At 61.4% G+C, this 24,776-nt stretch carries 23 protein-coding genes; 12 read left to right on the forward strand and 11 right to left on the reverse strand.

The features are described from left to right. Positions 1–45 precede the first annotated feature (45 nt). Positions 46–1,524 carry an MDR family MFS transporter gene (locus G6R19_RS05780; protein WP_163163238.1) on the reverse strand — a complete coding sequence of 493 codons (1,479 nt, stop codon included), beginning with the start codon at positions 1,522–1,524 and terminating at the stop codon, positions 46–48. Between the two features lie 185 nt (positions 1,525–1,709). Here G6R19_RS05780 and G6R19_RS05785 point away from each other — a divergent pair, with 185 nt between their 5' ends. After that, the gene (locus G6R19_RS05785; protein WP_163163240.1) at positions 1,710–2,333 is read left to right on the forward strand and encodes a TetR/AcrR family transcriptional regulator; all 624 of its coding nucleotides are present in this window, start codon (positions 1,710–1,712) and stop codon (positions 2,331–2,333) included. A gap of 1,342 nt (positions 2,334–3,675) precedes the next feature. Here G6R19_RS05785 and G6R19_RS05790 read toward each other — a convergent pair. The 8 genes from G6R19_RS05790 to G6R19_RS05825 all read right to left on the reverse strand — a co-directional run bounded on the left by G6R19_RS05790 (position 3,676) and on the right by G6R19_RS05825 (position 12,681). Next, on the reverse strand, positions 3,676–4,638 hold the full coding sequence (locus G6R19_RS05790) for an alpha/beta hydrolase-fold protein (RefSeq protein WP_163163242.1): 963 nt from the start codon (positions 4,636–4,638) through the stop codon (positions 3,676–3,678). A gap of 61 nt (positions 4,639–4,699) precedes the next feature. Continuing rightward, a complete protein-coding gene (locus G6R19_RS05795) occupies positions 4,700–5,461 on the reverse strand; it encodes a glucose 1-dehydrogenase (RefSeq protein WP_163163244.1) in 762 nt (253 codons plus the stop codon). A 56-nt stretch (positions 5,462–5,517) separates the two neighbouring features. Beyond that, positions 5,518–6,534 (reverse strand): ABC transporter permease, encoded by a 1,017-nt coding sequence (locus G6R19_RS05800; RefSeq protein ID WP_163163246.1) that lies wholly within the window; start codon positions 6,532–6,534, stop codon positions 5,518–5,520. Further along, complete coding sequence (locus tag G6R19_RS05805; RefSeq protein WP_163163248.1) at positions 6,531–8,099, reverse strand: sugar ABC transporter ATP-binding protein; 1,569 nt, start codon at positions 8,097–8,099, stop codon at positions 6,531–6,533. Before G6R19_RS05805 ends, G6R19_RS05800 begins: the two co-directional genes overlap by 4 nt. Positions 8,100–8,180: 81 nt before the next feature. After that, positions 8,181–9,278 (reverse strand): sugar ABC transporter substrate-binding protein, encoded by a 1,098-nt coding sequence (locus G6R19_RS05810; protein WP_163163250.1) that lies wholly within the window; start codon positions 9,276–9,278, stop codon positions 8,181–8,183. Positions 9,279–9,456: 178 nt separating this feature from the next. Then, positions 9,457–10,542, reverse strand: a complete 1,086-nt coding sequence (locus G6R19_RS05815) for a sugar ABC transporter substrate-binding protein (RefSeq protein WP_163163252.1) — start codon at positions 10,540–10,542, stop codon at positions 9,457–9,459. A gap of 321 nt (positions 10,543–10,863) precedes the next feature. Then, positions 10,864–11,091 carry a hypothetical protein gene (locus tag G6R19_RS05820; RefSeq protein WP_163163253.1) on the reverse strand — a complete coding sequence of 76 codons (228 nt, stop codon included), beginning with the start codon at positions 11,089–11,091 and terminating at the stop codon, positions 10,864–10,866. 138 nt (positions 11,092–11,229) lie between these two features. Beyond that, positions 11,230–12,681 (reverse strand): MFS transporter, encoded by a 1,452-nt coding sequence (locus G6R19_RS05825; protein WP_163163255.1) that lies wholly within the window; start codon positions 12,679–12,681, stop codon positions 11,230–11,232. A gap of 65 nt (positions 12,682–12,746) precedes the next feature. On the opposite strand from G6R19_RS05825, the gene G6R19_RS05830 reads away from it, so the two are divergent. Continuing rightward, positions 12,747–12,980 carry a hypothetical protein gene (locus tag G6R19_RS05830; protein ID WP_163163257.1) on the forward strand — a complete coding sequence of 78 codons (234 nt, stop codon included), beginning with the start codon at positions 12,747–12,749 and terminating at the stop codon, positions 12,978–12,980. On the opposite strand, the gene G6R19_RS05835 is transcribed toward G6R19_RS05830, so the two are convergent. Next, the gene (locus G6R19_RS05835; protein WP_163163259.1) at positions 12,964–14,019 is read right to left on the reverse strand and encodes an AraC family transcriptional regulator; all 1,056 of its coding nucleotides are present in this window, start codon (positions 14,017–14,019) and stop codon (positions 12,964–12,966) included. The genes G6R19_RS05830 and G6R19_RS05835 overlap by 17 nt on opposite strands. Positions 14,020–14,338: 319 nt before the next feature. Here G6R19_RS05835 and G6R19_RS05840 point away from each other — a divergent pair, with 319 nt between their 5' ends. Both G6R19_RS05840 and G6R19_RS05845 read left to right on the forward strand, forming a co-directional pair. Continuing rightward, on the forward strand, positions 14,339–14,488 hold the full coding sequence (locus G6R19_RS05840) for a hypothetical protein (protein WP_163163261.1): 150 nt from the start codon (positions 14,339–14,341) through the stop codon (positions 14,486–14,488). Between the two features lie 68 nt (positions 14,489–14,556). Continuing rightward, positions 14,557–16,350 (forward strand): glycoside hydrolase family 15 protein, encoded by a 1,794-nt coding sequence (locus G6R19_RS05845; RefSeq protein WP_163163263.1) that lies wholly within the window; start codon positions 14,557–14,559, stop codon positions 16,348–16,350. On the opposite strand, the gene G6R19_RS05850 is transcribed toward G6R19_RS05845, so the two are convergent. Further along, positions 16,347–17,393: an AraC family transcriptional regulator gene (locus G6R19_RS05850; RefSeq protein WP_163163264.1), complete on the reverse strand. Its 1,047-nt coding sequence runs from the start codon at positions 17,391–17,393 to the stop codon at positions 16,347–16,349. The two genes, G6R19_RS05845 and G6R19_RS05850, sit on opposite strands and share 4 nt — an antisense overlap. 262 nt (positions 17,394–17,655) lie before the next feature. Here G6R19_RS05850 and G6R19_RS05855 point away from each other — a divergent pair, with 262 nt between their 5' ends. The 8 genes from G6R19_RS05855 to G6R19_RS05890 all read left to right on the forward strand — a co-directional run bounded on the left by G6R19_RS05855 (position 17,656) and on the right by G6R19_RS05890 (position 24,771). Then, positions 17,656–18,192, forward strand: a complete 537-nt coding sequence (locus tag G6R19_RS05855; protein WP_240341775.1) for a flavin reductase family protein — start codon at positions 17,656–17,658, stop codon at positions 18,190–18,192. A gap of 75 nt (positions 18,193–18,267) precedes the next feature. After that, a complete protein-coding gene (locus tag G6R19_RS05860) occupies positions 18,268–19,470 on the forward strand; it encodes an LLM class flavin-dependent oxidoreductase (RefSeq protein WP_163163266.1) in 1,203 nt (400 codons plus the stop codon). A gap of 36 nt (positions 19,471–19,506) precedes the next feature. After that, entirely contained in the window at positions 19,507–20,028 is a 522-nt protein-coding gene (locus G6R19_RS05865; RefSeq protein WP_163163268.1) for a cupin domain-containing protein, read from the forward strand. Then, on the forward strand, positions 20,025–20,975 hold the full coding sequence (locus G6R19_RS05870; protein ID WP_163163269.1) for an isocitrate lyase/PEP mutase family protein: 951 nt from the start codon (positions 20,025–20,027) through the stop codon (positions 20,973–20,975). Before G6R19_RS05865 ends, G6R19_RS05870 begins: the two co-directional genes overlap by 4 nt. A 17-nt stretch (positions 20,976–20,992) precedes the next feature. Then, positions 20,993–21,751, forward strand: a complete 759-nt coding sequence (locus tag G6R19_RS05875) for a glucose 1-dehydrogenase (RefSeq protein ID WP_205484258.1) — start codon at positions 20,993–20,995, stop codon at positions 21,749–21,751. 42 nt (positions 21,752–21,793) lie between these two features. Continuing rightward, a complete protein-coding gene (locus tag G6R19_RS05880; RefSeq protein WP_163163273.1) occupies positions 21,794–22,717 on the forward strand; it encodes an SDR family NAD(P)-dependent oxidoreductase in 924 nt (307 codons plus the stop codon). A 76-nt stretch (positions 22,718–22,793) separates the two neighbouring features. Further along, positions 22,794–23,537 carry an NAD(P)-binding domain-containing protein gene (locus tag G6R19_RS05885; RefSeq protein WP_163163275.1) on the forward strand — a complete coding sequence of 248 codons (744 nt, stop codon included), beginning with the start codon at positions 22,794–22,796 and terminating at the stop codon, positions 23,535–23,537. Between the two features lie 40 nt (positions 23,538–23,577). Next, entirely contained in the window at positions 23,578–24,771 is a 1,194-nt protein-coding gene (locus G6R19_RS05890; protein ID WP_240341776.1) for an acetyl-CoA C-acetyltransferase, read from the forward strand. The last annotated feature ends 5 nt before the right edge of the window (positions 24,772–24,776 follow it).

A 24,776-nucleotide genomic window follows, 5' to 3' on the forward strand; every position in this document is an offset into this window, starting at 1 on the left:
CTTTCCTATCGGATGATCGGGTTTCGGAGCAGTCGGGGGTGATGCTCAGTGCCCGACGGGCACCTGGGCGCCGCTGGAGGCGGGCTTGCGGATGAAGAATGCGAGCGGGATTGCGATAAGCGAGAGGACTGCTCCACAGACGAACGCGGCATGGATACCGGCGGCCGTGGCCGCGATGACGTTGGTCCCGTCTTCGATTCGGGGTGTCGATGTCACGGTCATCATCGTGAAAAACACGGCGATGCCGACCGCGCCGGCGAGCTGCTGTACGGTGCTGACCGTGGCGCTGCCGTGGGAGTAGAACTGCGGGCTGAGCGATGCGAGTCCCGAGGTGAACAACGGGGTGAATGCGAGGGCCAGGCCGATGCTCAGCACGATGTGGGCGATGAGGACCGTGACGCTGCTCGAACCAGCGCCCAGCGTCGTCATGAACCACAGCGCACCGCTCACGATGGTCGAGCCCGGAACAACGAGCACGGTCGGGCCGGCTTTGTCATAGAGGCGCCCGACGAACGGCGCGAGGAACCCCATCACAAGTCCGCCGGGCAGCATCAGCAAGCCGGTGGTCAGGGCATCGAGTTCGAGCACGTTCTGCGTGTAGATCGGCAGCAGGGTGAGAGTGCCAAACAGTATGGTCGTATAGATCGCGATCACGGCTATCGCGAGCGTGAAGCCCGAGCTTGTGAAGGTGCGCAGGTCAAGCAGTGCGCGGTCCGAGCGTTGCAGCTTCAACTGGCGCAGGATGAAAAGCGCGATGCCTGCTGCGCCAACGGCGAGGGGTGCCCAGCTGGTTGGGCTGGAGATTCCTGCCTCGGTCTCGCCGATGTGACTGAGGCCAAAAACGAGCCCGCCGAAGCCGATGGCCGAAAGAACGACCGACACGTAATCGAGCGGGGTCTTGCGCGGCTCGCTGACGTTGGGAATGCGCAGGACCCCGACCACGAGAGCAAGTACGGCGACCGGCAGCACGATGATGAACATCCAGCGCCAGCTCAGGGCGCTCAGGATGAGGCCCGATACGGTCGGGCCGACCGCGGGGGCGACAGAGATCACGATCGAGACGTTGCCCATCACGCGTCCGCGTCGCTCTGCCGGAACGAGGGTGAACACGGCGGTGAAAAGCAGCGGGATCATGATCGCCGTACCCAAGGCCTGCACGACACGTGCGGCGACCAGGATCTCAAAGCCGGGCGCGATGGCCGCGATGAGTGTGCCGAAACTGAACAACGACATTGCGCTGATGAAGATCGCGCGAGTACTGACGCGCTGCAACAAGAAGCCGGTGATCGGAATCACGACCGCCATGGTGAGGAGGAAGGCGGTGGTGAGCCACTGCGCCGCACTTGCCTCGATGTCGAAATCGCCCATGAGGTGAGGAAGTGCGACGCTCATGATCGTCTCGTTCAGGATGACGACAAACGTTGATGCAAGCAGTACCCCGATCGCGAGCCGATTGCGCGCGTCGACCTCCTGCCGATGAGTATGCGCCGCCTGGGGAAGCGATGCGGTGGAGGTATCTGACATAGCTACATTCCGTTCATTGAAAGGTTGATTGCGGGCGACACCAGGACACGGGGGGCAACCCGAGCCAGAGTGTGGCGACACACCATCGGTCGACCGAAGTGTGGTCTATAGTGGAGAGTGTCTCCTCCTAGGCGTACGGCTATACGGAGACACTCCCCGTTTTGTCAAAAAGTGAGGCAACCGTTATGTCCAGGACCGCTACGAGCAACGCTCGCGCCCCGCGGGCTGATGCCCGACGCAATCGAGATCACATCCTCGACACCGCCGAGCAGTACTTCTCTAAGCACGGAGTCGGCGGCTCGCTCGACGCGATCGCGAAACAAGCGGGCGTCGGCGCGGGAACCCTGTACCGGCATTTTCCCAACCGGGAAGCTCTGCTCGCGGCCTTGCTCGCCGCGCGCGATGAGGCGCTGATGTCCCGCCGGGACGAGCTCCGCACCAAGGCGGCTAACGCAGCCGACGCACTCGACGGCTGGCTTGAAGCGCTGACCGAGTGGGCAGGCGCGTTCGACGGGCTGCCCGACCCCCTCCGCGCTGCGGCGGCCACCAGTACATCCCCGCTCGCAGTTACGTGCGAAGGATTCATCACAACAACCGAGGAGTTTCTGCACGCCGCACAACGAGATGGAAGTGCCCGGAAGGAGATTCGGGCACGGGATCTCTTCTTGGTGGCACTGGCCACGAGCTGGGTCCGCGGAGCGGCTTTGGCCGATGGTGCATCCGCCGCGGCCCTGGCCGGTATCACCAGGAATGGGTGGGAACTGAACCCGTCCCGCACGCGCGGGGTGTCACCGACAACCGTCGACTAGAACGTCACATCATCCGGGTTATCCATGCTGGAAAGCGGGAGCCAGGGGGTAGCTCCCTCGGCAGCAGTAGCAGTGGATAACCCATCAGGATTGTCCCCGGCTGTGGGTAGGCGAGCCGGGTGCGTAGACGGTGCCTGCTCAAGCTCCCGATGCCGGGCAGCTTTATGACTGGTCCCCGCTCGGACGGCCGACGTGCGGCCGGAGTCGATGAATCCTCTGCCGATTCAAGAGCGAGTCGGGTTCGGTCGTGGTTCGCAGAGGTGCGGAACCAGAGGGCTCTGTGCTGTACGCCGATTGCTACCCCAGCTAAGTCCGTTATCCCACAGCAAGCCACGGCGGGCTGCCGTGGCTTGCAAAAGCATGACGAGGCCTGTCGCCGCTGTCATCATCACCGCCATAGGGATAGCGGTTCCTGTGCCGCCCAAGCCCACATAGTGGAGTAGCTGCGGCGCCGAAGACGAACTGGATGAACCCCAGCCCGGCCGCACCGCTGCCGGAAACATGAGGGACAGCCTCGAGAGCCGGGGCGGTCAAATTCCCTTGGATGAAGCCCATGGAGCGCTGACTGCGAGCCAGGTCGGCAAGGCAAGGAACCAATCTGGGTCAAAAGGCGGGCGAGTTCGGCGCCGTAAGGGCGGACGTCCGGGCAGACGACTTTCAAATAGGCACTATCTCATAGCTCTGGGGTTGCGCCGGTCTCGGAGTTTGCCACTCGCGAAGCAAACTTTCATTCTCCGTCAACTCGGCGAAACCTGTCGACATAGGTGCCGATTGCCGCGAGGACAGGAGTGCTATCGACTATTTTGGAAAAACTGGAAGTAGGCAGTACCGGATGCTTCGTCCCCGTCGATCGCAACGTATGTTTGAAACGTAGTGCTTCGCCTGGAAGCCGTGGGGAAGCTATAGCTCTTCGCTCAGGATACGAAGGTCGTTATGCCCACGGCGAGGCCCGATACGGGGGATCTCACAAGATTCGTTCTAAGTAAACAGTGCAACCCACTCTTCGTGCTGATTCAGATCTCGGGTCGCGCCGAAGAGGGAACAGAGACGGTAGATCGCCCACATGTCGTCGGCATATGTCATATTGACTCCTTCGTCAGGCTGGAGTTGCGCAAAAGCGCGTCCGGGATAACCCCCGTCTGGACCAAGCCCGGCAATCGGCGTCGGCTCAATCTCTTAGCGTCGGTTCGTGACGGACATCTGAAAGCATGCCGACGGCGGTGGGGCCCAGGAAAGGAGACATCATGATCCTCGATCTCGAGATCTGAGACAATCCGCCGGGCTTCCGAACCAGCGGTTCGGGAGCCCCGCTTTACCCGCTAACCCGCCAAATGCCTTCCGTCTACTGTGCGTCAGCGGTGTCCGGATGATCGCGCCAAATCCACCTCAGGGTCTCGGGAAGGACCGCGCCACCGTGCACCAGTGAGTGTCCGCCTTCGCCGTAGACGAACTTGGCATCGTAGCGTCGATACTCAAGGGCCGCGAACATGTCCTTATTGGCAATCGGGATACTGCCGAAGATTACATCAAGGTCCCGGGCTCCCGTCTGAAGCCAGACCCGGATGGGTTTTCTCGGGTTCTGCCGAATTGCCGACGGGTGGTTGTGGCCACCCCGGATATTAATGAAGCTGCCGCAATGGGAGATGACGTTGCCGAAGACGTCAGGGCGGGACCAAGCCGCAGTGAACGCGCAATTGCCGCCCGAGCTGATCCCTACAAGCAGTCGATCGCGAGGAACGGTGGAGATATTGAGATCTCCTAAGGCATCCGGCAGGAATTCGTCCGTGAGGAACCTGGCATAATCGCCGTTGACGGAGTCATATTCGACGCTGCGGTTGTCTGTTCCGCCAAAAAAGGGATACCCCGGGCCCTTTTCGCCTGCTTCGATGAATACGGCAACGGTAACCGGAATCTCGCCCTTGTTGATGAGGTTGTCCAGCACAATATCAGCGTTGGCCTTCGGCGCCAGATACAGGTTCGCATCCTGAAAGATGGCCAAGGCGGCGGGCTTTTCGGGGGTGTATTGAGCGGGGACGTAGACGTAGTAGTCCCTTTCGACGCCGGGGTAAACGCTTCGCCCTGTGTGACGTCCTTTGGTGAGCCTGCCGCGAGGGCTTCCGGGCTGTCGCTCGGAATCTGGACCCAGTGAATAAATCGGCTTCGTGTCATCGCCGAGGACATAGGCCTCAGCATCTTTGCTGGAGATTATGAGGTCATCCTGGTATTCGTTTTCTTTCCGGTAATGCTCATCCGGGGCATCGCGGTCATCAGCCAGGCCTAGTTCGGTGTCGGGGGATTGCGTCATCGTGATCCTTTCATTGGTGGGGAAGTCTTCATCCCCCGGTATCAGTAGAAATGCGGTTCGCTCATTGAGAGATGAATCCGCCGTCGATGACGAGCTCGGTTCCGGTGATGAACTTTGCCTCGTCCGAGGCAAGGTAGAGCATGCCGTACGCGATGTCGGAGGCCTCCCCGGCGTGGGGCGGCAAAGGAACGGTTCCAGGGTTAGCCAGCAATTCCCTCGTGAGCCCGTAGCCACGAGTCATGCCGGTGTCGACCGGACCTGGATGCACGGAGTTCACCCGGATGTTGTCCTTTGCAAACCACTGGGCAGTGTGTTTTGTCAGGGAGCGGACTGCCCCCTTGGAAGCGGAGTAGGCTGCACTGCCACCGTCCGAGGCGCCGCCGACAATCCCGGCGATCGATGAGACGTTAACGATGGAACCGCGGCCGGCGGCCTGCATCGTGGGGATGACACTCTTCATACCAAGCCAAGGTCCGGTGACATTGATCGCCATCACCTTGTTCCAGTCCTCAAGCTCGGCTTCGAGGACACCCTTCGCCATGGCAATGCCGGCGTTGTTTATCAGGATGTCGATCCTGCCCCACTCGGCGAGGACGTCGTCAACTACACGCTTCCAGTCCTCAGCAGAAGAAACATCGTGCGTGCGGGCGATCGCCTCGCCGCCGTTCCCGGTGACTTCCTCGACCGCCTGCCGCAGTGCCTCCGCGGAGATGTCCGTGGCCACTACCCGCGCCCCCTCGTCTACGAAGAGCTTGAGGGCGGAGAGCCCCATTCCGCTGGCTGCACCCGTGATGATGGCGACTTTGCCGGCCAATCGCGACATATACAACTTCCTTCTCTACTAGTGGATTTTTCAGCAGCTGCTTTTGTGGAGACAGGTCAGGCTTCTCCCGAGCGCTTCCGCGACCGGGTGTAGGCGTCCAGTGATACGGCGGCGAGTACGATCACGCCGAGGGCCACCTCTTGTGTCGCTTGCGGAAATGCGAGGATGTCGAAAACGTTGTTGATTGTTCCGAAGATCAGGATGCCAACGAGCGTCCGCCACATCGCGCCTTCTCCGCCGAGCAATGAAGTTCCGCCGATGATAACGATGGCGATCGAGTTGAGTGTGACTCCGACGGCCACGCCTGGCTGGCCGACGCCGATGACCGACCCCAGGACGATTCCCGCGAGCGCGGCGAGCATGGCTGTCAGCACGTAGGTACTTGCCCGAAGTGAGGTCACGGGCAATCCGGCCAGCCGTGCGGCTTCGTTGTTGCCGCCGATCGCGTAGATTCCCCGGCCGTAGACCGTCTTGGAAAGTGCGAACCATCCTGCTGCTACGAGGACCGCGAGGAGCCAGACGGAGAGCGGGGCTCCGAGGAAGTCCTCATCGGAAAGGAAATCGTAGCCCCCCGTTGCCATGGAAACCGGTTTAGAGTTCGTGTACAGCAGGGTCAGGCCGCTGAACAAAGAGGCGGTCGCGAGAGTTGCGATAAACGCGTTTACTTTCGCTTTGGTGATGAGGAGGGCGTTGATGAGGCCGAGGAGGAATCCGATCGCCAGCGTGATGAGTATGGCCGGTCCCGCAGGCATCATGTGGGACAGCGTTGCGTAAGACACCCCGCCGATAGCCAGGACCGCGGCCACCGAAAGATCGAAGCCTCCTGCGATGATGATGAACGTCATCCCGACGGCGATAATGCCGACGGGGGCGTTTTGGGTCAGGATGTTGATCAGGTTTCCCGGGTTGAGGAATCGGGGATTGAGGATGATCGCCGTGATGACGAGGATGATGAGCACCCAGACCATCCCGAGGCTTGCTGCTCTTTCCCGCAGGTTGAGCCTCCTGTTTGCTGTTACAGCGGGAGTAACGGTTTGTTCCGGCGTGGTATCCCGGTCGATGGTGGCGCTCATGCGTGCTCCTTTAATCCAAATGCTGCTTGCAGTACGTCTTCAATGGAGATCTGCTGATCGCCGGTTCGTTCAAGGAGCCCCATGCTGTGGCCCTTGGCAATTACGAGCACCCGGTCGGACACCGCCAACACTTCTTCAAGCTCGGACGAGACCATGATCACGGCGACGCCTTCGGCAGCCATCAGGCGTAACGTCTCCAGGAGTTCGCCCTTGGCGCCGATGTCGATGCCGCGTGTTGGCTCGTCGGCGAGGAGCACCCGGGGCCGGTCGTACAGCCACCGTGCCATCAGCAACTTCTGCTGGTTGCCGCCGGAGAACCTGTCGCTGCGTTCTCCTAATCGGTTGACGGGGAAGTTCAGCCTGGTGGCTGCTTCGGCGACCTTCGCACGGAGCTTCTTGCGTCCGATCACGCCCCCGGTTGAGGCGGAGCCAAGGTTGGAGAGGGCGATGTTGTCCGCGGCGCTGCGGAGCAGGACGAGTCCTTCTCCCTTGCGGTCCTCGGGGATCAACCCGATTCCGAGTTTGCGTGCGGCGCGCACCGTCCGCGGCCAGGCAGGCTCTGAACCCGCCAGGCGGATGGTTCCCCGTGCGGTCGGTTCCGCGCCAGCGATCGCCCTCAGCAATGTCGAACGGCCAGAACCCACCAGACCGGCGATGCCAAGTATCTCGCCCGGTCTTACTTCCAGGTCAATGTTTTCAATGGCTCCCGGAACGGTGAGCCCAACCACTTCCAGAATCGGGGCAACGGCCGGTTCGACGGGTCCGACGTGTATTTCCACCGGCTTGTCCAGGAGCACGCGGCTAAGGGTCTGGTCACCCCGCTGGTCACCGAGCATTGCGCGCACGAGTTCGGCCCGGGTTTTCTCCCCGCGCCTGCTCGTGGTGATGGCCCGGCCGTTCCGGAAGACCGTTATCCAGTCGGCGAGCCGTTCGATCTCGTCGAAGTTGTGGCTCACGATCACGATGGTGACACCGCGCTTGCGTAACCCTTCGATCGCCTTATAGAGCGCCTCCCGTTCCTCGACGGCGAGCGAGGCGCTGGGCTCATCGAAGAGGATGACGCGAGGTTCGACCACGAGGGACCGCATGATCTCGAGCAGCTGCTGCTCTGCCACTGAGAGGGTGCCAACGGGAACGCCCGCAGGTATGACCCGAACGTCCAGCTCGGAACACAGCTGGACGTAGCGGCGACGCATTTCGCGGCTCGAAAGAACTCCGAACCGGGAGAGGACGGACCCAAGAAATACATTCGCTGCTGCATCCAGATGCGGGATGATCGTGAGTTCCTGATAGATGGCCGAGACGCCGTTCCGGCGTGCAGCGCGAAGGTTTCCCGGTTCAAGCGGTTCACCGAAGACTTCGACCACACCTTCGTCAAAGTCGACGCGACCGGCGATCGCACCCAACGCCGTGGACTTTCCCGCTCCATTCTCACCAATCAATGCATGTACTGTTCCTTCGTGGATCTCTACATCCACATCGATCAATGCGCGGGTGGCACCGTAGGTCTTCGACACCCCTTTAAGCGCGACGGCGATAGCCGGGTCCGATTGCGAAGGCTCCATTGCCGGTTCTACTTTCTGTACTGGGCCGGGGCGGCGTTCGAGGGAACGCCGCCCCAGCCCAAGGCTGGACGAACTGTGGTGTTAGCGCAGCTCGGCGGGAAGTTCTGAGATGGTTTCCTTCGTGACCACAAAGGGATTCTGCGCAGTGCCAATGACCGAGTCATCCACAAAGCGGGAGCTCGCATCCCCGCGTTGGGCGGCTGCGATGGAGTTGAGGTTTGCCTTCATTTGGTTGTAAGGGAAGAGCATCGTGGAGAGCTGGACGTTGCCGGCTTCCAATTGTTCGAGCTGGAATTTGCCGAAACCGACGTCTGCCACGTGGATCTTTTCCGAAAGACCGGCGTCTTTTCCAGCCTGGATGACGCCCTGGGTGAGATCGGGCGAGGACGCAGACAGGATGAGGGTGGTGTCCGGATGCCCCTGCAGGTAGGTCTGGGTCTTGTTGTACGCGTCAGTCGTCGTCCAGTCGGTGTAAATCGTGTCCACGGAATAGTCAGTGTTGTCCGCCGTGAGCTTTGCCAGTGCGGCTTCTGTGACGCGCGTCTGGGTGTTGACCGCCGGGCCAAGAACCGCCACCACCTTCTGCTTACCCGGGTTAGCCTTCGCAGCGGCTGCCAACCAGCCGTCGACGTAATCGCGGGTGGTGTTGCTGCCCACGAAGTTCAGCGTGCCAGGGACCCAGACTTCGTCAACCGACTTACCGCTCTGATCTGTGCCGTCATCGCACAGGGGCGAGCCCGAAATCGAGGTAAGGATATTGGCCTGTGCGAAATCCTCGGTGAGGAGCTTGCAGGACATCACGCCGTCAAGGGCCATTACTACCGCGGCGTCGAAGTTTCCCGATGTCATCGCTGTCTGCATCTGGTTGAGCTGCTTGTTCGGGTCATAGCCTGCGTCAAACAAGGTCATGTCCATACCGAGTTCCTTCGCAGTCTCCTTCGCCGCCCGCTCCTGCTCCAACCCGAACTCATTGGCCACGCCCGGGATAAAAACAGCGACCTTGAGGCCCTGGTCGGTTTTTAGGTTCACCTTCGTGTCATTGCCAACGTCGATTGCGACTGTGCCGGCTGGGCCTTGATCGCCCGGGGTTCCGCTGCTGTTTCCAGCGCAGCCCGCCAAGGCGAGCAGCACCGCCGTCGACCCGGCAGCCAGCATGGCCCGCGACTTCGTTGTACGCATAATTCTCCTGATTGCTTTTCCGGCGCCCTAGGCGCCCGGGATTTATGTGATGTGTCGCGTGCTTCTTTGCTTCGCGATTGTGAGATGGTGAGCCGACGCTGGTTGGGGAGCGGCAGCGCGCAAACGGGGTAACCCGCCTTGAACGGTGTCCCCGCGCCCCTCCGGGGCCCTGCGGCGGCTAGCGCAGTTCCGGGGGAAGTTCGGAGATCGTGTCCTTCGTGATGGTAAAAGGACTCTTCGCAGTGCCAATGACCGAGTCATCCACAAAACGAGGGCTGGCGTCCCCGCGCTGAGCTTCGGCGATGGCCTCGAGGGATACCTTTATCCCGTTGTAAGGGAAAAACAGCGTTGAGAACTGGATGTTTCCCGCCTCGATCTGTTCGATCGAAAACTCGCCGAAACCCTGGTCCACGATGTTGATCTTGCCGAGAAGGCCCGCGTCGTCTACAGCTTCGACGATGCCCCGGGAGATATCCGGCGTGTACATAGACAGGATGAGGGTGGTGTCGGGATGCCCCTGGAGGTAGGTCTGGGTCTCGTTGAACGTGCCGGTCGTCGTGTAGTCGGTGTAGACCTTGTCTACCGTGTAGTCGGGGTTGTCCTTCGCGAACTTCGCGAGAGCAACCTCAATGACTCGCGTTTGCGCGGCGACTGCGGGACCAAGGACAGCAACAACCTTCTGCTTGCCGGGGTTCGCCTCGGCCGCGGCGGCGAACCAGCCGTCGATGTAGGCGCGGGTGTTGTTGCTGCCCACGAAGTTCATCGTGCCCGGCGCCCACACCTCTTCAGCCGATGCACCGGTCTGATTAATGCCGTACTCGCACAACGGCGTAACGTTGTTCACCACCAGGATGTTGGCCTTGGGGTAATCCTCGGTGATGGTCTTGCACACCACCGTCCCGTCGAGGGCCTGCACCACCGCCGCGTCGTAGTCCCCTGAAGCCAGCGCCGTCTGCATCTGGTTCAGCTGTTGGCTGGGGTCGTAACTCCCGTCGAACAAGGTCATCTCCATTCCGAGTTCCTTGGCAGTCTCCTTCGCGGCGAGCTCCTGCGCCTGCCCGTATGCGTTGGCTACGCCCGGGATGAATACGGCGACCTTGAGGTTGGGGCCGGTCTTCAGATTGACCTTCATGTTGTTGCCGACATCGATAGCGACCGTGTCAGCGGAGGTTTGGCTGCTCGCGCTTTCAGCGCAACCAGCCAGAGCCAGCAGCACGGCCGTTGATCCGGCAGCCAACATGATTCGCGACTTTGTTGTTCGCATTTTGCTCCTCGAGTTTCTTTCGCAGGCTGTGAAGCGTGCGTCCCCTGGCTTCCCTGTATTCGGCCGGCGCCGTTGACGATCGGACTACAGGGTGGTTCGCCGCCAGCTTCTTTGCTTGGCGATCTTGGTGGGTGCTATGCCGACGGTACTTGTGTCTTAGGTCACCCGTCAAGAGAAACTTGCATCATTTGCAGACAGCTATCGTAATGAGAAATTCTGGAACGATTCATTTAGTAGAAGTGCATAATCAGGTGGCACTCATGCTTGCTCACGGGGCCTGCGGTCGGCTGGTAGCGTCAGGCGGGCTAATCGGGCGGAAGGTCACCTTCCGGCTTTGGCGGTCTCCCACTTGTAAGTCATCCAGACCTCGAATCCCTCGGCTTTGCTGATCAGTTGACGCTGGTTCACACCATCCGCCTCCAGCCAAAGGATCTTGTCGTCGCCCGTGACGGTGTCGACCATCCCTGTCCGGACAAACCGGCCATATTGTCTAATTTGTACGGTTTCCCCAACAAGGGGAAGCCACTCGTCTTGTTTGTGGAAAGTCATTGTGGGGTCCGTTGAGTAGTGGTTTTTCGTCCTGTGAGGCCGGTGAGCAACCCGCGGTTTTGAATGCGCGAACTGCTCGCCGGCCCCACAAGGGCCCGCCTCCTGGAGGCACGCCGCCAGGGTCAGCTAGAGGTCCTTCTAGTGGCTGGCAACATGGACCTTGGTGGGATCTGTCTCTGTGTCGACTGCGTGCAGATCGGTGATGCGCTTGGGTGCCAGCAACGCCCAGACAATCACGAAGACAGCGATAATCACGGCGGATGCGATGTAGATACCGGCAAAGGTTGCTTGCGGAATGAATCCGTCGGCGCCGGGGACCAGCACGTTCAAGATAATTGCGACGGCGATCATCGCCCCGACGAACTGGATGATGTTTTGCATGCCGACGGTCACTGCCATGTTGTCCTGCCGCCCGGCTGCTGCAACAAGGGTGTATCCGGTGGTCAGGCAGCTCAGGATCGTGAGTGCGTACAGGAACACCCACAACCAGGACAGCCACACGTGGCCGTGGGCCAGTGCGAGTCCGAGGAAGACGAGGACAGCAGCGGAACCGGAAACAACCAGGACGGTCTTCGGGCCCAGGCGCCGAAGGCCCCATCGGGTCCAGAGGTATCCCAATGCCGCCCCGGGAATCATCGCGAGCAGTACGTACGCGGAGTCCAGGGTCGAGAGGCCGTGGCCGTACCCGGAAGAAGCCGGCGTCTGCAGCCATGCCGGCAGCACGATAAAGATGCCCTGGCCAACCAGGCTGATCAGCAGGATGCCGGAGTAGCCGATGAGCGTCTGACGTATATCCATGTTGCGGAATGACACCAGGGGCTCCTGGGTGCGGCGCTGCTGAATGACCCAGGCGGCCAATGTCACCGCGCTGACCAAAAACGCGCCGAGCACCAGCGGTGAGGTCCAGCCCTGGCCGGGCCCTTCAGCAATGCCGATGAGGAGCGCCGTGACCCAGACGCCGAGCCCCAGGGCGCCAAACCAGTCCAACTGGACCACAGCACGGGCGGCGGCAGGTGTCTCAGGTGACTTCAGGGCCAGGATCAGCATCACGCCGTACAAAGCAAAGGTCACCCAGAAGACGGTCTCCCAAGGCAAACCCAATCCAACGATGAGTCCACCGGCAATAAGTGCGAGCGGTACAAGGACTGCCATCACTGTCGAGAGCACCAGCGAGACCAACCGGATCTGCCGGGCGGTAGCACGTGGACGCAGAAGTCCCCAGCTCAGCGGAATCGTGACCGCGAGTCCCATGAGGAACCGGCCAGCGACCAGAGGCCAGAAACCGTTGGCCGTTGCACCCAGGGCGCATCCCACCAGCGCCAGGACGATAAGCCCGATGAGTACTTTGCGATGCCCGAAAATGTCACCCATGCGGGCGGTCAGGCTGACGGAAATCACGCTGCCCATCATCAGCGCATTGAGGACCCACCCGATCTCCGAGCCCGTCAGGCCTGATTCGGTCGCGATCACCCCGATGAGGGGGGCGAGGATTCCGTACTGGATATCAAGGGTTATGCCGCTCACCAGGAGGAGGGCAATAATCGGTGTGCTCCGGCTGGTGCCGGGCTCGACCGCTATTGTTTGTGTCATCTTTGACCACCTTTTGTTTATTTCCAGCAGCCGCTGGGATCGTTCCTGACCGCGAGGAGCAGTGCATGGGATCGGAGGGAGCCGGCGAGCATCATTGGTTCGATGTGCCGACGGCGTCGACGGCATACGTTGTGTCCCGCGGAAGAATCCGGCTTCTTTGCCGGGCTTGCGCAGGCTTCAACGTTAAGTTCGGCAGGCCCCAGCCCGGCACGGCAATCAACGCCGTCCGCATGGGAAAGTACGCCAAGGTACGCCGCGAGTACCAGGAAAAAGCGGGCAAGCCTACGCCCCGGATTTGACGTTGGTTTTGTAGTGGGAAGCTTCCCGGTATGCCGTGGGCGGCATCCCCTTCCACCGTTTAAAGGCGATGGTGAAGCTCGCGGGCTCTGTATAGCCAAGCCTGCGGGATATCCGCGCTACCGAAAGGTCCGTATTCGAGAGCAGATCGGCGGCGAGGTCGCTCAGGGTCTTGTCCCGGAGCTGGGCGAAGTCGTCCCCAGTGAGTTCAAGCTTGCGCTGCAGGGTGCGGGGAGAAACTCGAAGTGTTGCGGCCACATTTGCCAGTTTGCGGTTGAGCTCAGGGGCCGCCCTTATGGTCTTTGCGACAGTGTCGGCCCAGTCTCCGGTCGCCCTGAGAGTGTCGACGATCTGGGTATCCGCCTTGATCCATGCCGCGTGCTGAAAGGCGTTACCGAAAGGAAGCTCCTGTGCTGACGTTACGGGGTCCCACCATAGCCGCAGCGTTTCGGCGCCACAGTCGATCACGCAGGGGACGTTAGCCGCAAGTTCGGGGGAGGCTTCCGCGAGAGGGAATTCAATCTGGGTGAAAGGGAAAGGGCTGCCATAGAGCCAGGTGAAATTCCGGGCAATGAAACAAAGGTCGCGGTAAACGCTGAACGGGATCAGCTCTTCCGGGGCATCGGGGTAGGTGAACTCCATCCCGGTTACTACGCCATCCGGTGTCCTCAACGATGCCAGTTCGAAAAGGGCAGGGCCATAGTCAGTGGTACTCGCAACGTCCACCCACGCCTCGATGGTCGGCGCAGTAGCCAAGGCCAATCCTCTCACCCCGAAGGCACCCAGTGAGTAAGCGCGCGCGGCGCGCACCCAGAGATCTACACGATCTTCTGTAAGGCCAACGAACTGCAGCTGGAACGCCAATTCCTTCCTCGCAGGAATAGTGCCTCCCGGCCGGTTCACTGCATCAGGGTCAATTTCGGCATGCGCGAGCGCGCTCTGCCAATCCAGGTCCGCATCCTCAAGCAGTCCACGCAGTATGTGCACGCTGAAATTTGGTACCCGAAGGTTCTGGTATGTTCCCCCTTTCACCGCCGCCACCTTTTGCCGCAGACATACGGGGCAGCCTCAGCAAATCCAGGACCGGTTCGGGAAAGCATCTCTCTCCTCTTCTTTGTGGAGGGACGGGCTCCTGCTCGTCAGCGCTTCGGCATATCCGAGTTTCAGAAGGCTCGTGAAGTCACGTCAGTAGCTTTGCACCTTCGGCGGTCTCGAACATTCAAGGGGGTACGTTTGGCGCGGTTTCCCATCTACTTGGCGTCGCTGGTCATGCCGGTCCAATACTGCGGGCTCCTAACGTTGAAGCTAAGCAAGGCTTCGCAAGTGAGCCGAAACAAAGCAACAAAGGAGAGGAAACGAGATGACACGCGAAGAAGCCTTCACGCTCTGCCCTTCAGACTCCTATGTGGAGCTCTACGGCAACCAGTGGCTCATCGTTCCGTTTGCACCGGTCGCACAGCCTCAGTTCTTTGCCTGCACACCAGGCCAACGCAACGCACAAGCACGGTAATTTGCCCCGAGTTCCTGACCAGAGCCGCAAGGCCTATGGGGATCTTTCATCTTGTGGTTGAGTGAAGCATGGCTGCCCCGATTGAGGATTATGCGCTGCTTTCGGATCTCCACACCGGCCCCCTCGTTTCCCGGCAGGGCAGTGTGGACTGGCTCTGCTTCCCGCGTTTCGACTCGCCCTCTGTCTTCGCCTCCCTGCTCGGGCGTGAAGACCACGGCCGGTGGCTGTTAACTCCAAGTCCGCCGGAAGCCGTTGTTGTGGAACGTCACTATGTGGACTCGACGTTCGTCCTCCAGACCACGTGGCAGACCAATTCCGGAAAAGTCCTGGTGACCGATTTTATGCCGGTAGGCGGCGCCCAGCCGTCGCTCGTCCGGCGGGTAACCGGACTTAGCGGGACAGTCCCTATGCACCAAGAGATAAGGATTCGGCCCCAGTATGCCACCGTCCTGCCTTGGGTGAGCAGGATCCGCGACAGCGACGACCCCAGCGTGGAAATACTTCTCGCCATGTCCGGTCCGGATGCTCTATCCCTGCGGAGTACCTGTCTTCCACAGGCCGAAGACCACCGGCATGCGGGGGAGTTCACGATTGAGCAGGGACGGAATGTGGACTTCCACCTCACATGGTTCCCCTCCTTCCAGGACGTGCCGCCGGCCATCAACATTGACACAGCCTTGGACGACGCCGTCCACTACTGGACCACGTGGGCAGGCAATTGCCGCTACGACGGGCCCTATGAGAGTGCCGTCAAACGTTCACTCCTGGTCTTACGTGCTCTAACCCACTACGAGACGGGCGGTATTGTCGCTGCTCCCACCACTTCCCTGCCCGAGGAGTTTGGCGGACCCCGCAACTGGGACTACCGCTACTGTTGGCTGCGCGATGCATCGTTGACACTCGAAGCCATGTTGACGCACGGTTACGAATCCGAAGCCCTGAAGTGGCGCAACTGGCTTCTGCGTGCCCTCGCGGGGGATCCGGAAGATCTGCAAATAATGTACGGCGTCGGGGGCGAACGCGACCTCACGGAAAAGGAACTCCCGCACCTACCCGGCTATCAGGACGCCAAACCGGTTCGAATCGGCAATGCAGCCGTCTTCCAGCATCAAGCGGATGTTGTAGGGGAGGTGATGGTGGTGCTGGAGAGGCTCCGCCTCGCCGGGGGCAAGGAGGACCACTTCTCCTGGGCCCTGCAGCGGGCCCTCCTTGGATCAGTGGACAAACACTTCGACGACAAAGACCTGGGATTGTGGGAAATGCGGGGCGCTCCACAGTATTTCACGCACTCCCGGGTCATGATGTGGGCCGCCTATGACAGTGGAGTGCGGGCTGTCCGGGACCACGGACTGCCTGGGCCACTCGGGGACTGGGAGCGGCATCGGGATCAACTGGCCGCAGAAATAACGGATCGCGGATTCAACCCGGACCTTCATTCCTTCACCCAGACATACGGCGGTGAGGAGACGGACGCAGCCCTGCTGGTGTTGCCACAGGTCGGCTTCCTCGCCTACGAGGATGAGCGGATGCTGGGAACAGTCGCCCAGTTGGAGAAGGAGCTGCTTACAACTGAGGGCTTACTGATGCGCTACCGCACCGAGACCGGTGTCGATGGATTGGCGCCGGGGGAACATCCATTCCTTGCCTGCTCCTTCTGGCTGGTGGAACAGTATGCACGCTCGGGCCGGGCAGCAGACGCGAAGAACCTCATGGGTGCCCTGGTGGGACTTTCCAATGATCTCGGCCTGCTCAGCGAAGAATATGCAATGAACGAAAAACGGATGGCGGGAAACTTCCCGCAAGCCTTCTCCCACCTTGCCCTCATCAGGGCCGCCGACGCCCTGCACAGCGGGGGCGTCTAAGCCTTGGACCGTGCGTTGTTCTTGTATCGGGATGCTTCCCTGTAGGCCGTAGGTGGCATCCCGTTCCACCGTTTGAAGGCGATGGTGAAGCTTGTTGGGTCTGTGTAGCCCAGAGTGCGGGATATCCGTGCGACGGAATGATCCGTTCTTGAAAGCAGATCGGCGGCCAGATCCCTCAGGGCTTTGTCCCGGAGCTGGGCGAAGTCGTCTCCGGTGAGTTCGAGCTTGCGTTGCAGGGTGCGTGGGGAGACCCGCAGTGTTGCGGCCACATTTGCCAGTTTACGGTTCAGCTCCGGCGCGGCCCTGATGGTCTTTATGACAGTGTCAGGCCAGTCGCCCGTTGCCCTGAGATTGTCAAGAATCTGGTGATCAGCTTTGAGCCAGGCTTCGTGTTGGAAAGTGTTACCGAAGGGGAGCTCGCGTGCCGATGTTTCAGGAGCCCACCAGAGCCGCAGTGCGTCGGATCCGCAGTCGATGGAGCAAGGGACGAAGGGGAAAATCTCAGGGGAGGCCTCTTCGAGAGGGAATTCGATCCGGGTGAAGGGGAAGGGACCGCCGTACATCCATGTGAAAGTTCGGGCAATAACGCAGAAATCGCGGTAGACGCTGAACGGGATGAGCTCTGGAGGGGTATCGGGATACGTGTACTCCATGCCGGTCACCGCGCCATCCAACGTCCGGAGAGGTGCAATTTCCATCAGGCCGGGGGCGTAGTCTGTTGAGCTGCCAGCTTCTACCCAGGCTGCAATGGTTGGCGCGGTAGCGAGGGCCAATCCGCGAATGCCGAAGGATCCCAGTGTGTAAGCCTGTGAGGCCTTCACCCAGAGGTCGACACGATCTTTTGTGTGAGCCACGAACTGCAGTTGGAAGGCCAACTCCTTCTTCGCAGGAATAGTGCCGCCGGGGCGGTCAATCGCTTCGGGGTCGATTTCCGCGTTTGTGAGCGCAGTTTGCCAATCGAGGTCCGCGTTCTTCAACACGTCGCACAGTCCGTGAACGCTGAAGTTGGGTAGTCGCAGATTCTGATACGAGCTTAGTTTCACTGCTGCCTCCTTTCACCGTTGAGGAAGAGGCGCTCCAACGTTTGGAGGGCATCAGTGCGACGAGTTGCAGCGGCCCAGCATGTGAAGCACGTCACCAGCTTTGCATCCCGCGCCATGTATTCACAAGTGGCCCGAGCATGACGCGGTTTCCCATCTCTTTGGCATGTCTTGCCATGCCACTTACCTCACCTGCGCACCTAACGTTGAAGCCCTGAGCACGGGCCGGCGGTGAAGCCGGCGCACTGATATCAAAGGAGATCCGGTGAGCTTATCCATTACTCAAAGCCTGGAAACGGCAATCACTGCCGACGAGTTCAAGGCGGCATTCCGCAACCATCCCGGTGGTGTCGCTGTCATCACGGCCGATGCGGGGAACGGGCCGGTTGGCCTGACAGCAACGTCTGTCATTTCGGCCAGTGCCGAACCTGCGATTCTGGCATTCTCAGTGTCGGAATTTTCGTCCAGCACTCCGACTATCCTCGGCGCAGACACCGTCGTCGTGCATTTACTGGGCGCTGACCAAGTGGACATCGCCAAGCTCTGCGCCACCAGCGGGATTGACCGCTTTGCTGACACCTCTCTCTGGTCGCGACTGGAGACCGGCGAGCCCTACTTTGTGGGGGCGCAGGCTTGGATCCGGGGCAGGATCATCAACTCGATGGCCGCCGGCGGGTCGTCCATCGTGGCCGTCGAGGCGCTCCAGGCGTCACCGGCGCTGTCAGCAGACACGGCGCCTGCAGACCCGCTGGTCTACCACAACCGGCGCTGGCACGCCCTTGGGGATGCATCCCAGATCTAAACCGTGCCCCTGCCGGTCATAACAAATCCAACCCGTTCCACATCCAATTTTCATCTTCCCGAAAGGACGGCGATTATGAGCATCGCATCCAACGAAACTTCCACCGAGAATCCCGTGGACCGCGACTTTGTCGCGGATTACACAGTCGAGCGCGACAACGGCCCGATGGTCGGAGGCGACAACGCCTTCAAGGTCGCGATTTTTGGGGCGAACGTGTCCACGGGGCAGGGCGGCCTGAACTTCGCCGACAACAGCATCAAGCTTGGCAACTGGGGCGAAGTGCAGCATCTCGCGCAAAAAGCGGACCGGTACGGCGTGGACGGATTCATCCCCATCGCGCGCTGGCAAGGGCTCGCCGGTCCCGACCGCCCCTGGGGTCGTCAGTTCGAGACGTTCACTTGGGCCGCGGGACTGGCTGCGGTGACCCAGAACATCCAGATCATCGCCACCTGCAACGTGCAGTTCATCAACCCCGTGATGGGCGCGAAAATGGTGACCACCATTGACCACATCAGTGGCGGCCGCATGGGGCTCAACGTCACAGCGGGCTACTTCAAGCCTGAATACGACATCTTCGGCGTGGAGCTCCCGGAGCACGACGTACGCTACGAGCTCGCCGACGAGTGGATTGAGATCGCTGAACGCCTGTGGGCCAATGAGGAGCAGGAGTTCGACTTCGACGGCAAGTTCTTCAATCTGAAAGGTGCGCAGGCACACCCGAAGCCCGTGCAGTCCCCCCGCCCGATGGTGATGAGCGCCGGTTCGAGCCCCGCAGGCCAGGAGTTCGCGTTCAAGCACGCAAACGTCTTGTTCGCATCGGTGGCAAGCGTCGAGCACAGCGGCGAGCTCACGCCGAAAATCCGCCAGAAAGCAGACGCGGCCGGTCGCGAGGACCTCGGCCTGTGGGCGGGCGCGCACATCATCGTCAAGGACACCGAGAAGGAAGCACGCGCCTACGCCGAGTACGTGACAGAGAGCACCGACTGGGAGAGTGCGCTTCGCTATCGCGAAATCATCCGCAGCGGCACCCAGAGCTTCAACTGGGATGAGTACAAGCAGTCCGAGGACTACAAGCGCGACGAGTCCGTGCGGGCCTTTGGCCGCGCCGCGCTCATGCCGATCACGGGCACTCCCGAGATGGTGGTCGAGGAGCTGCAGAAGTTGCAGGCCTCGGGCATCACCGGCATCTGCACGGGCCTCGTCGACTATGACGAGGGCCTCGACCGGCTGAACGAACAGGTCTTCCCGCTGATGCGCGAGGCGGGCCTGCGCGCCTGACGACCAAAGCGTCAAACCAGAAAGGAGTGAACACAGATGACTTTTCCTGATCCCAAAAAATTCCAACTCGTCGTCGCGGGACCGAACGAGTCCGGCGAAGCCGACTTCCTCGACGTCGGCCCGGCCGCCGAATTCGACTTCCCCGGCGTGGCAGCAGGTGCCTTTTACTGGGCCGTGGACGGAGGCCACAGCAAAGCGAACTTCGGTGCCCCGCCGAGCAAGGTAGCCCTTGCGGGACCCAATGGATCCACCTTCGGCATCAGCAGCTTCCCTGCGCACTCTTCGGGGGAGGTGGACGCGGCGACGCTGGACGAAAGCATGAGCGCCACCGACGACGACGGTGATGCCGGCATGCATGCGAGCGACACTATCGACTACGAGGTGGTTATCTCAGGCAAGGTGGATCTCGTGCTCCCCGGCGGGAAGAAGCGCACGCTCGTTCCGGGAGATCTGCTCGTTATGGCCGGCGTACCCCATGCCTGGAAGAACCCGTACGACGAGGATTGCGTCTACGTTGTGGTCACAGTGGGTTTCAACACCCCTGAGGTCGCATCATGAGCCTGACCTCACCCGGCAAGGCGCTGCGTGCAGTCTTCGACAGTCCCGAAACGGCACTGGTGCCGTTCGGCGCCTTGCCGCTCCACGCACAGATGGCGCAGCACGCCGGCTTCGATGCCTTCCAGCTCTCCGGCGGCATGTCTGCCTGGTGGCAGGGGGTCTCCGACACGGGATGGCTCACCCTGACCGAGGTAGTTGAGCACGCAAAGCGCACTGCCCGCGCCGCTGACATTCCCATCTATTGCGACGCCGATACCGGCTTTGGTGCGCCGATCAACGTGCAGCGCACGGTGTCTGAGTTCATTGACGCGGGCGTCGCCGGAATCCACATCGAGGATCAGCGGGAGCCCAAGAAATCGGGGGGTGTGGCCGGGATCGAACTGGTGTCGGACGCCGAGGCGATCGGACGACTGAACGCCGCCGTCGATGCCCGGGACAAGTTGGACAGCGACTTCGTCATCGTTGCCCGAACCGACGGCTACGGTGCCGCCGGCGGCGGCGTGGACGAGGCGATCCGCCGCGCCCAGCTGTACAAAGCCGAGACCGGTGCGGACGTCATCTTCTATGAGGGATTCCATACCTGGGAGCAGGCCGAACTCGCGCTGAAGGAGACACCCGGGCCGGCCTACGCCGTCGGGGTTCCGCTGATCGGACGCAAGACCGTCGCCGAGATGACCAAGATCGGCCAGGCGATCCAGCCCGTGGCCTTCGTGCTTCCCGGGGTCAAAGAGGTTTGGCGCCTGCTGATGCAGGTCAAGGAATCAGGCGAGGCCACACCCATCGGTGAGTACATCGACCACTTGAACGACGGTCCCGACAGCATCGGCTGGGGCGCAATGTTCGGCCGTCCCCTCACTGACTACGTGCGCGAAACCGAGGACAGGTTCCTCCCGCAGGAATCGCGCCGCAACTATGACAACAACGTCCATGCTGGAGAGAGCTACTAATGAATGAGGAGAATCTGATGATGAAAGACAAAGCCGGTCTCGTTACCGGCGCGGGCTCGGGCATTGGCCGGGCAGGTGCCCTGGCGTTCGCAAAGAACGGTGCGCGTGTAGTGGTTTCCGATATTGATGAGGCGGCCGGGCGCGAAACGGTGGAGATCATCGAAGCATCTGGTGGGAAGGCTGTCTTCTTCCAGTGCGATGTCAGCGACGAGGAGCAGGTCAAGGCCCTGGTTGATGCAACGGTGTCGAATTTCGGGCAGCTGGACTTCGCTTTCAACAATGCCGGGATGAACGGGGTCTTCGCACCTATTGGGGAGACCGACAGCGCTACCTGGGACCGGGTCATGAAGGTGAATCTGTACAGCACCTTCTACTGCCTGAAGCACGAAGTCAACGCGATGCTGAAGACCGGAGGCGGTGCGATCGTCAACACTGCTTCTGCTGCGGGCCTCGTCGGCATCGCCAACAACGCCCCGTACACCGCCTCGAAGTTCGGCGTCGTCGGGATCACGAGGAACGCGGCGATGGACTACGGCCCCCTGGGCATCCGCATCAACGCCCTCACACCCGGATCGACGACGAGTCCCATGATGAAGAACGCCTTCGAGCAGAACCCGCCCGAATTCCGGGAAAGGATTCTGTCGGCGATTCCGATGCGCGAGCTGGCCGAACCCGAGGATCAGGCAGATGCCGTGGTGTGGCTCTGCTCTGACCAGGCCCGCATGGTTACCGGAATCTCCCTGGCGGTCGACGGCGGCTGGCTGGCCGGAAAGTAAGTGGCACTGCCATCCGGTTCAAAAGAAATGGAGCAACAGAAAATGACTAATCTTGATTTCAAGGGCCGGGTGGCAATCGTCACCGGCGCAGGGCAGGGAATGGGCCGCGAGCACGCAAAAATGCTCGCTTCGCGCGGGGCGCGGGTCGTCGTCAACGACGTCAACGCGGCGAACGCGGCCGAAGCTGTGGCCGAGATAGCCAACGCAGGCGGCACCGCAGTGGTAGACAGCCATAATGTCGTCACCGAGGCGCCTGAGATCGTCCAGACCGCACTCGACTCCTTTGGGCAGCTCGACATCGTCGTCAACAACGCGGGTATTAACGCCTTCGGCCGCTTCTGGGAGATGGAAGCCGATACCTGGTGGCGCATCTTCGACGTGGCCGTCAAAGGCGTCGTCGGAGTCTCGCGCGCAGCCATGCCGCACCTCATCGCCTCGGGCAGCGGCCGGCTTATCAACATCTCGTCGAACGGGGTCATGGGCGTGCCGACGGACTCGGCCTACAACGCCGCCAAAGCCGCGATCTGGGGACTCGGTATCACCCTCGCGGCCGAGGCCCGTGAGGTGGGAGTTCAAGTCACTACGCTGATGCCGGTTGCCTTGACGCCGATGACGGAGGACGCCTTCCCCAACCCCGTCATCAAGGACGCGATGCGCACGACGGTTCCGGCAAGCTCGGTGTCTGCCTTCGTAACGTGGTTGGCACACCAGGACACAACAGTTTTCGGCGAAACGTTTGAGATTGCCGGAGTTGCAGCCGGTCGCGTCGCGATTGCCGGCATGCCGCGCATGAAGGTCGAAACACCTACGCCCGAGAGCTGGGCCGACAGCGGGGAGGCGCTCATGAAGGACGGCGAGCTGCGTGCATTCCGCAACGCGAGCGAGTCGTTCCGTGACCAGATGGTCTACTTGGCGCCGGAACTGGACGAGGTCCTCCCCGCCAACGCGGCAGACGTCTCGAGGTGACCGCGTCGCTGCAAAACCGTCTCTTACCGGCAAGATCACGGCCAACATTGGCTCTCAACTCAAAACAAGGATCCCCATGAAGATTGGCATTCTAGGAGCAGGTTCGATAGGCGCTACACTCGCCCGCAAACTGAGTGGAGCCGGCCATGATGTTAAGGTTGCGAATTCCCGCGGCCCCGAAACCATCAATTCCGACATTGTGGCATCGGGTGCACGACCAGTAGAGGCAAGCAGCGCTGTCACCGACGTCGATGTCCTCATCACGTCCATGCCACTCAGCCGGATGCCCGAGGTCAACACCCTTATCGCCGAACTCCCGGCCAACGCCGTCATCATCGATACGTCCAACTACTACCCCCAGCGTGATGGGCGGGTGGAAGCCCTGGAAGACGGGCAGGTCGAAAGCGTCTGGATTACCGAGCAGCTCGGGCGCCCAGTTGTGAAGGCCTGGAACGCCATCACGGCCGAGTCCTTCCAAGCCTATGGAAGAAAAGATGGGGATCCCGACCGGATTGCCATTCCTGTGGCCGCGGATCGCGATCGCGACAAGGCGGTAGCTATTGCCCTCGTCGAGGAGACCGGGTTTGACGCGGTGGACGCCGGATCCCTGGCAGACTCCTGGCGCCAGCAGCCCGGAGCGCCCAGCTATTGCACCGACTTTACGCGCCAGGAGTTGCCCGAGGCCCTTGCTGCCGCTGAAAAAGCCCGGCTGCCGCAGCGACGGGACATCGCGTTTGCAGCCATTATGGAACGGTTCCCGGACTATTCCGATGTCACCGCCGACTACCTTGTCCGGCTGCATCGCGCCATCTACAGCTGAACCCGTGACAATTCGCCCGGCCACAGGCCAAGGAGCAGAAGTGAACCTCAAAGAAGATGTAGTTATCGTCGGGGCTGCCCGAACTCCCCAGGGCAGGTTGATGGGCCAGCTCGCCTCGGTTTCCGCCGTCGAACTGGGCGGCACTGCAATTGCTGCGGCACTGGACAGGGCAGGCATCAGTGCTAATGCTGTTGACGCCGTTGTCATGGGCCATGTGATCCAGGCAGGGGCCGGCCAAAACCCTGCACGGCAGGCAGCTGTAGCCGGGGGAATCCCACTCAGTGCCCACGCTGTCACCGTTAATAAGGTGTGCCTGTCCGGGCTGAGCGCGATCATCGAAGCCAGCCGGCTGCTCCAGCTGGGAGAAGCGGAAGTGGTTATCGCCGGCGGACAGGAATCAATGAGCAATGCCCCGCATCTGCTTCCCGGTTCCCGCGCCGGCCATCTTTACGGGGACGCCGCGCTGACAGACGCCCTTGCCCTCGACGGACTCACCGATGCCTTCGACCACGAGTCAATGGGCCTCAACACTGATCGTGCCAACGACCTGCTCGGCATCGGGCGGGCCGAGCAGGACAAGACCGCTGCAGACTCCCACCGGCGGGCAGCAGCGGCCCAGGACGCAGGGTACTTCGATACGGAGATAGTTCCGGTCAAGGTGCCGCGTCGTCGGGGAGCGCCCGAACTGGCCGGCAGCGACGAGGGTGTCCGGCCGGACAGCAATGAGGAGTCCCTCAGCAAACTCCGGCCGGCGTTTTCCCCCGCAGGTACCGTTACGGCAGGCAACGCCTCGCCGCTCACGGATGGCGCTGCCGCCGTCGTCCTGACCACGCGCGGCTATGCGGAAGCCCACGGTATAGACGTCGTGGCGGTACTCGGGGCACACGGACAGATCGCTGGCCCGGACACATCACTGCCGGACAAACCAGCCCAGGCCATTGCCAAGGCCCTCGGAACCGCAGGTTGGACCGTGGAGGAGCTGGACTTCGTGGAGATCAACGAAGCGTTCGCCTCCGTTGCACTCCACTCAGCGGCGCAGCTTGGAATTGGGATGGAAAGGGTCAACGTCAACGGCGGCGCCATCGCTCTCGGACACCCCATTGGCGCCTCCGGGGCGCGCGTCGTCGTCTCAGCTGTGTACGAACTCCAGCGCCGCGGCGGGGGCAAGGCCGCCGTGGCCCTGTGTGGTGGAGGCGGGCAGGGTGAGGCGCTGCTCCTGTCCCTGAGCTTGTAGGTGAC

Source organism: Arthrobacter sp. Alg241-R88 (assembly GCF_900537115.1).
GTDB lineage: Bacteria > Actinomycetota > Actinomycetes > Actinomycetales > Micrococcaceae > Arthrobacter.

Bases quoted from the DNA above. Each gene is read 5' to 3' on its own strand.
- G6R19_RS05875 (WP_205484258.1), top strand. From the start codon at position 20,993: ATGATGAAAGACAAAGCCGGTCTCGTTACCGGCGCGGGCTCGGGCATT.
- G6R19_RS05810 (WP_163163250.1), bottom strand. From the start codon at position 9,278: ATGCGTACAACGAAGTCGCGGGCCATGCTGGCTGCCGGGTCGACGGCG.
- G6R19_RS05845 (WP_163163263.1), top strand. From the start codon at position 14,557: ATGGCTGCCCCGATTGAGGATTATGCGCTGCTTTCGGATCTCCACACC.
- G6R19_RS05830 (WP_163163257.1), top strand. From the start codon at position 12,747: ATGGGATCGGAGGGAGCCGGCGAGCATCATTGGTTCGATGTGCCGACG.
- G6R19_RS05785 (WP_163163240.1), top strand. From the start codon at position 1,710: ATGTCCAGGACCGCTACGAGCAACGCTCGCGCCCCGCGGGCTGATGCC.
- G6R19_RS05860 (WP_163163266.1), top strand. From the start codon at position 18,268: ATGAGCATCGCATCCAACGAAACTTCCACCGAGAATCCCGTGGACCGC.
- G6R19_RS05820 (WP_163163253.1), bottom strand. From the start codon at position 11,091: ATGACTTTCCACAAACAAGACGAGTGGCTTCCCCTTGTTGGGGAAACC.
- G6R19_RS05815 (WP_163163252.1), bottom strand. From the start codon at position 10,542: ATGCGAACAACAAAGTCGCGAATCATGTTGGCTGCCGGATCAACGGCC.
- G6R19_RS05865 (WP_163163268.1), top strand. From the start codon at position 19,507: ATGACTTTTCCTGATCCCAAAAAATTCCAACTCGTCGTCGCGGGACCG.
- G6R19_RS05790 (WP_163163242.1), bottom strand. From the start codon at position 4,638: ATGACGCAATCCCCCGACACCGAACTAGGCCTGGCTGATGACCGCGAT.
- G6R19_RS05795 (WP_163163244.1), bottom strand. From the start codon at position 5,461: ATGTCGCGATTGGCCGGCAAAGTCGCCATCATCACGGGTGCAGCCAGC.
- G6R19_RS05825 (WP_163163255.1), bottom strand. From the start codon at position 12,681: ATGACACAAACAATAGCGGTCGAGCCCGGCACCAGCCGGAGCACACCG.
- G6R19_RS05780 (WP_163163238.1), bottom strand. From the start codon at position 1,524: ATGTCAGATACCTCCACCGCATCGCTTCCCCAGGCGGCGCATACTCAT.
- G6R19_RS05870 (WP_163163269.1), top strand. From the start codon at position 20,025: ATGAGCCTGACCTCACCCGGCAAGGCGCTGCGTGCAGTCTTCGACAGT.
- G6R19_RS05885 (WP_163163275.1), top strand. From the start codon at position 22,794: ATGAAGATTGGCATTCTAGGAGCAGGTTCGATAGGCGCTACACTCGCC.
- G6R19_RS05840 (WP_163163261.1), top strand. From the start codon at position 14,339: ATGACACGCGAAGAAGCCTTCACGCTCTGCCCTTCAGACTCCTATGTG.
- G6R19_RS05880 (WP_163163273.1), top strand. From the start codon at position 21,794: ATGACTAATCTTGATTTCAAGGGCCGGGTGGCAATCGTCACCGGCGCA.
- G6R19_RS05805 (WP_163163248.1), bottom strand. From the start codon at position 8,099: ATGGAGCCTTCGCAATCGGACCCGGCTATCGCCGTCGCGCTTAAAGGG.
- G6R19_RS05800 (WP_163163246.1), bottom strand. From the start codon at position 6,534: ATGAGCGCCACCATCGACCGGGATACCACGCCGGAACAAACCGTTACT.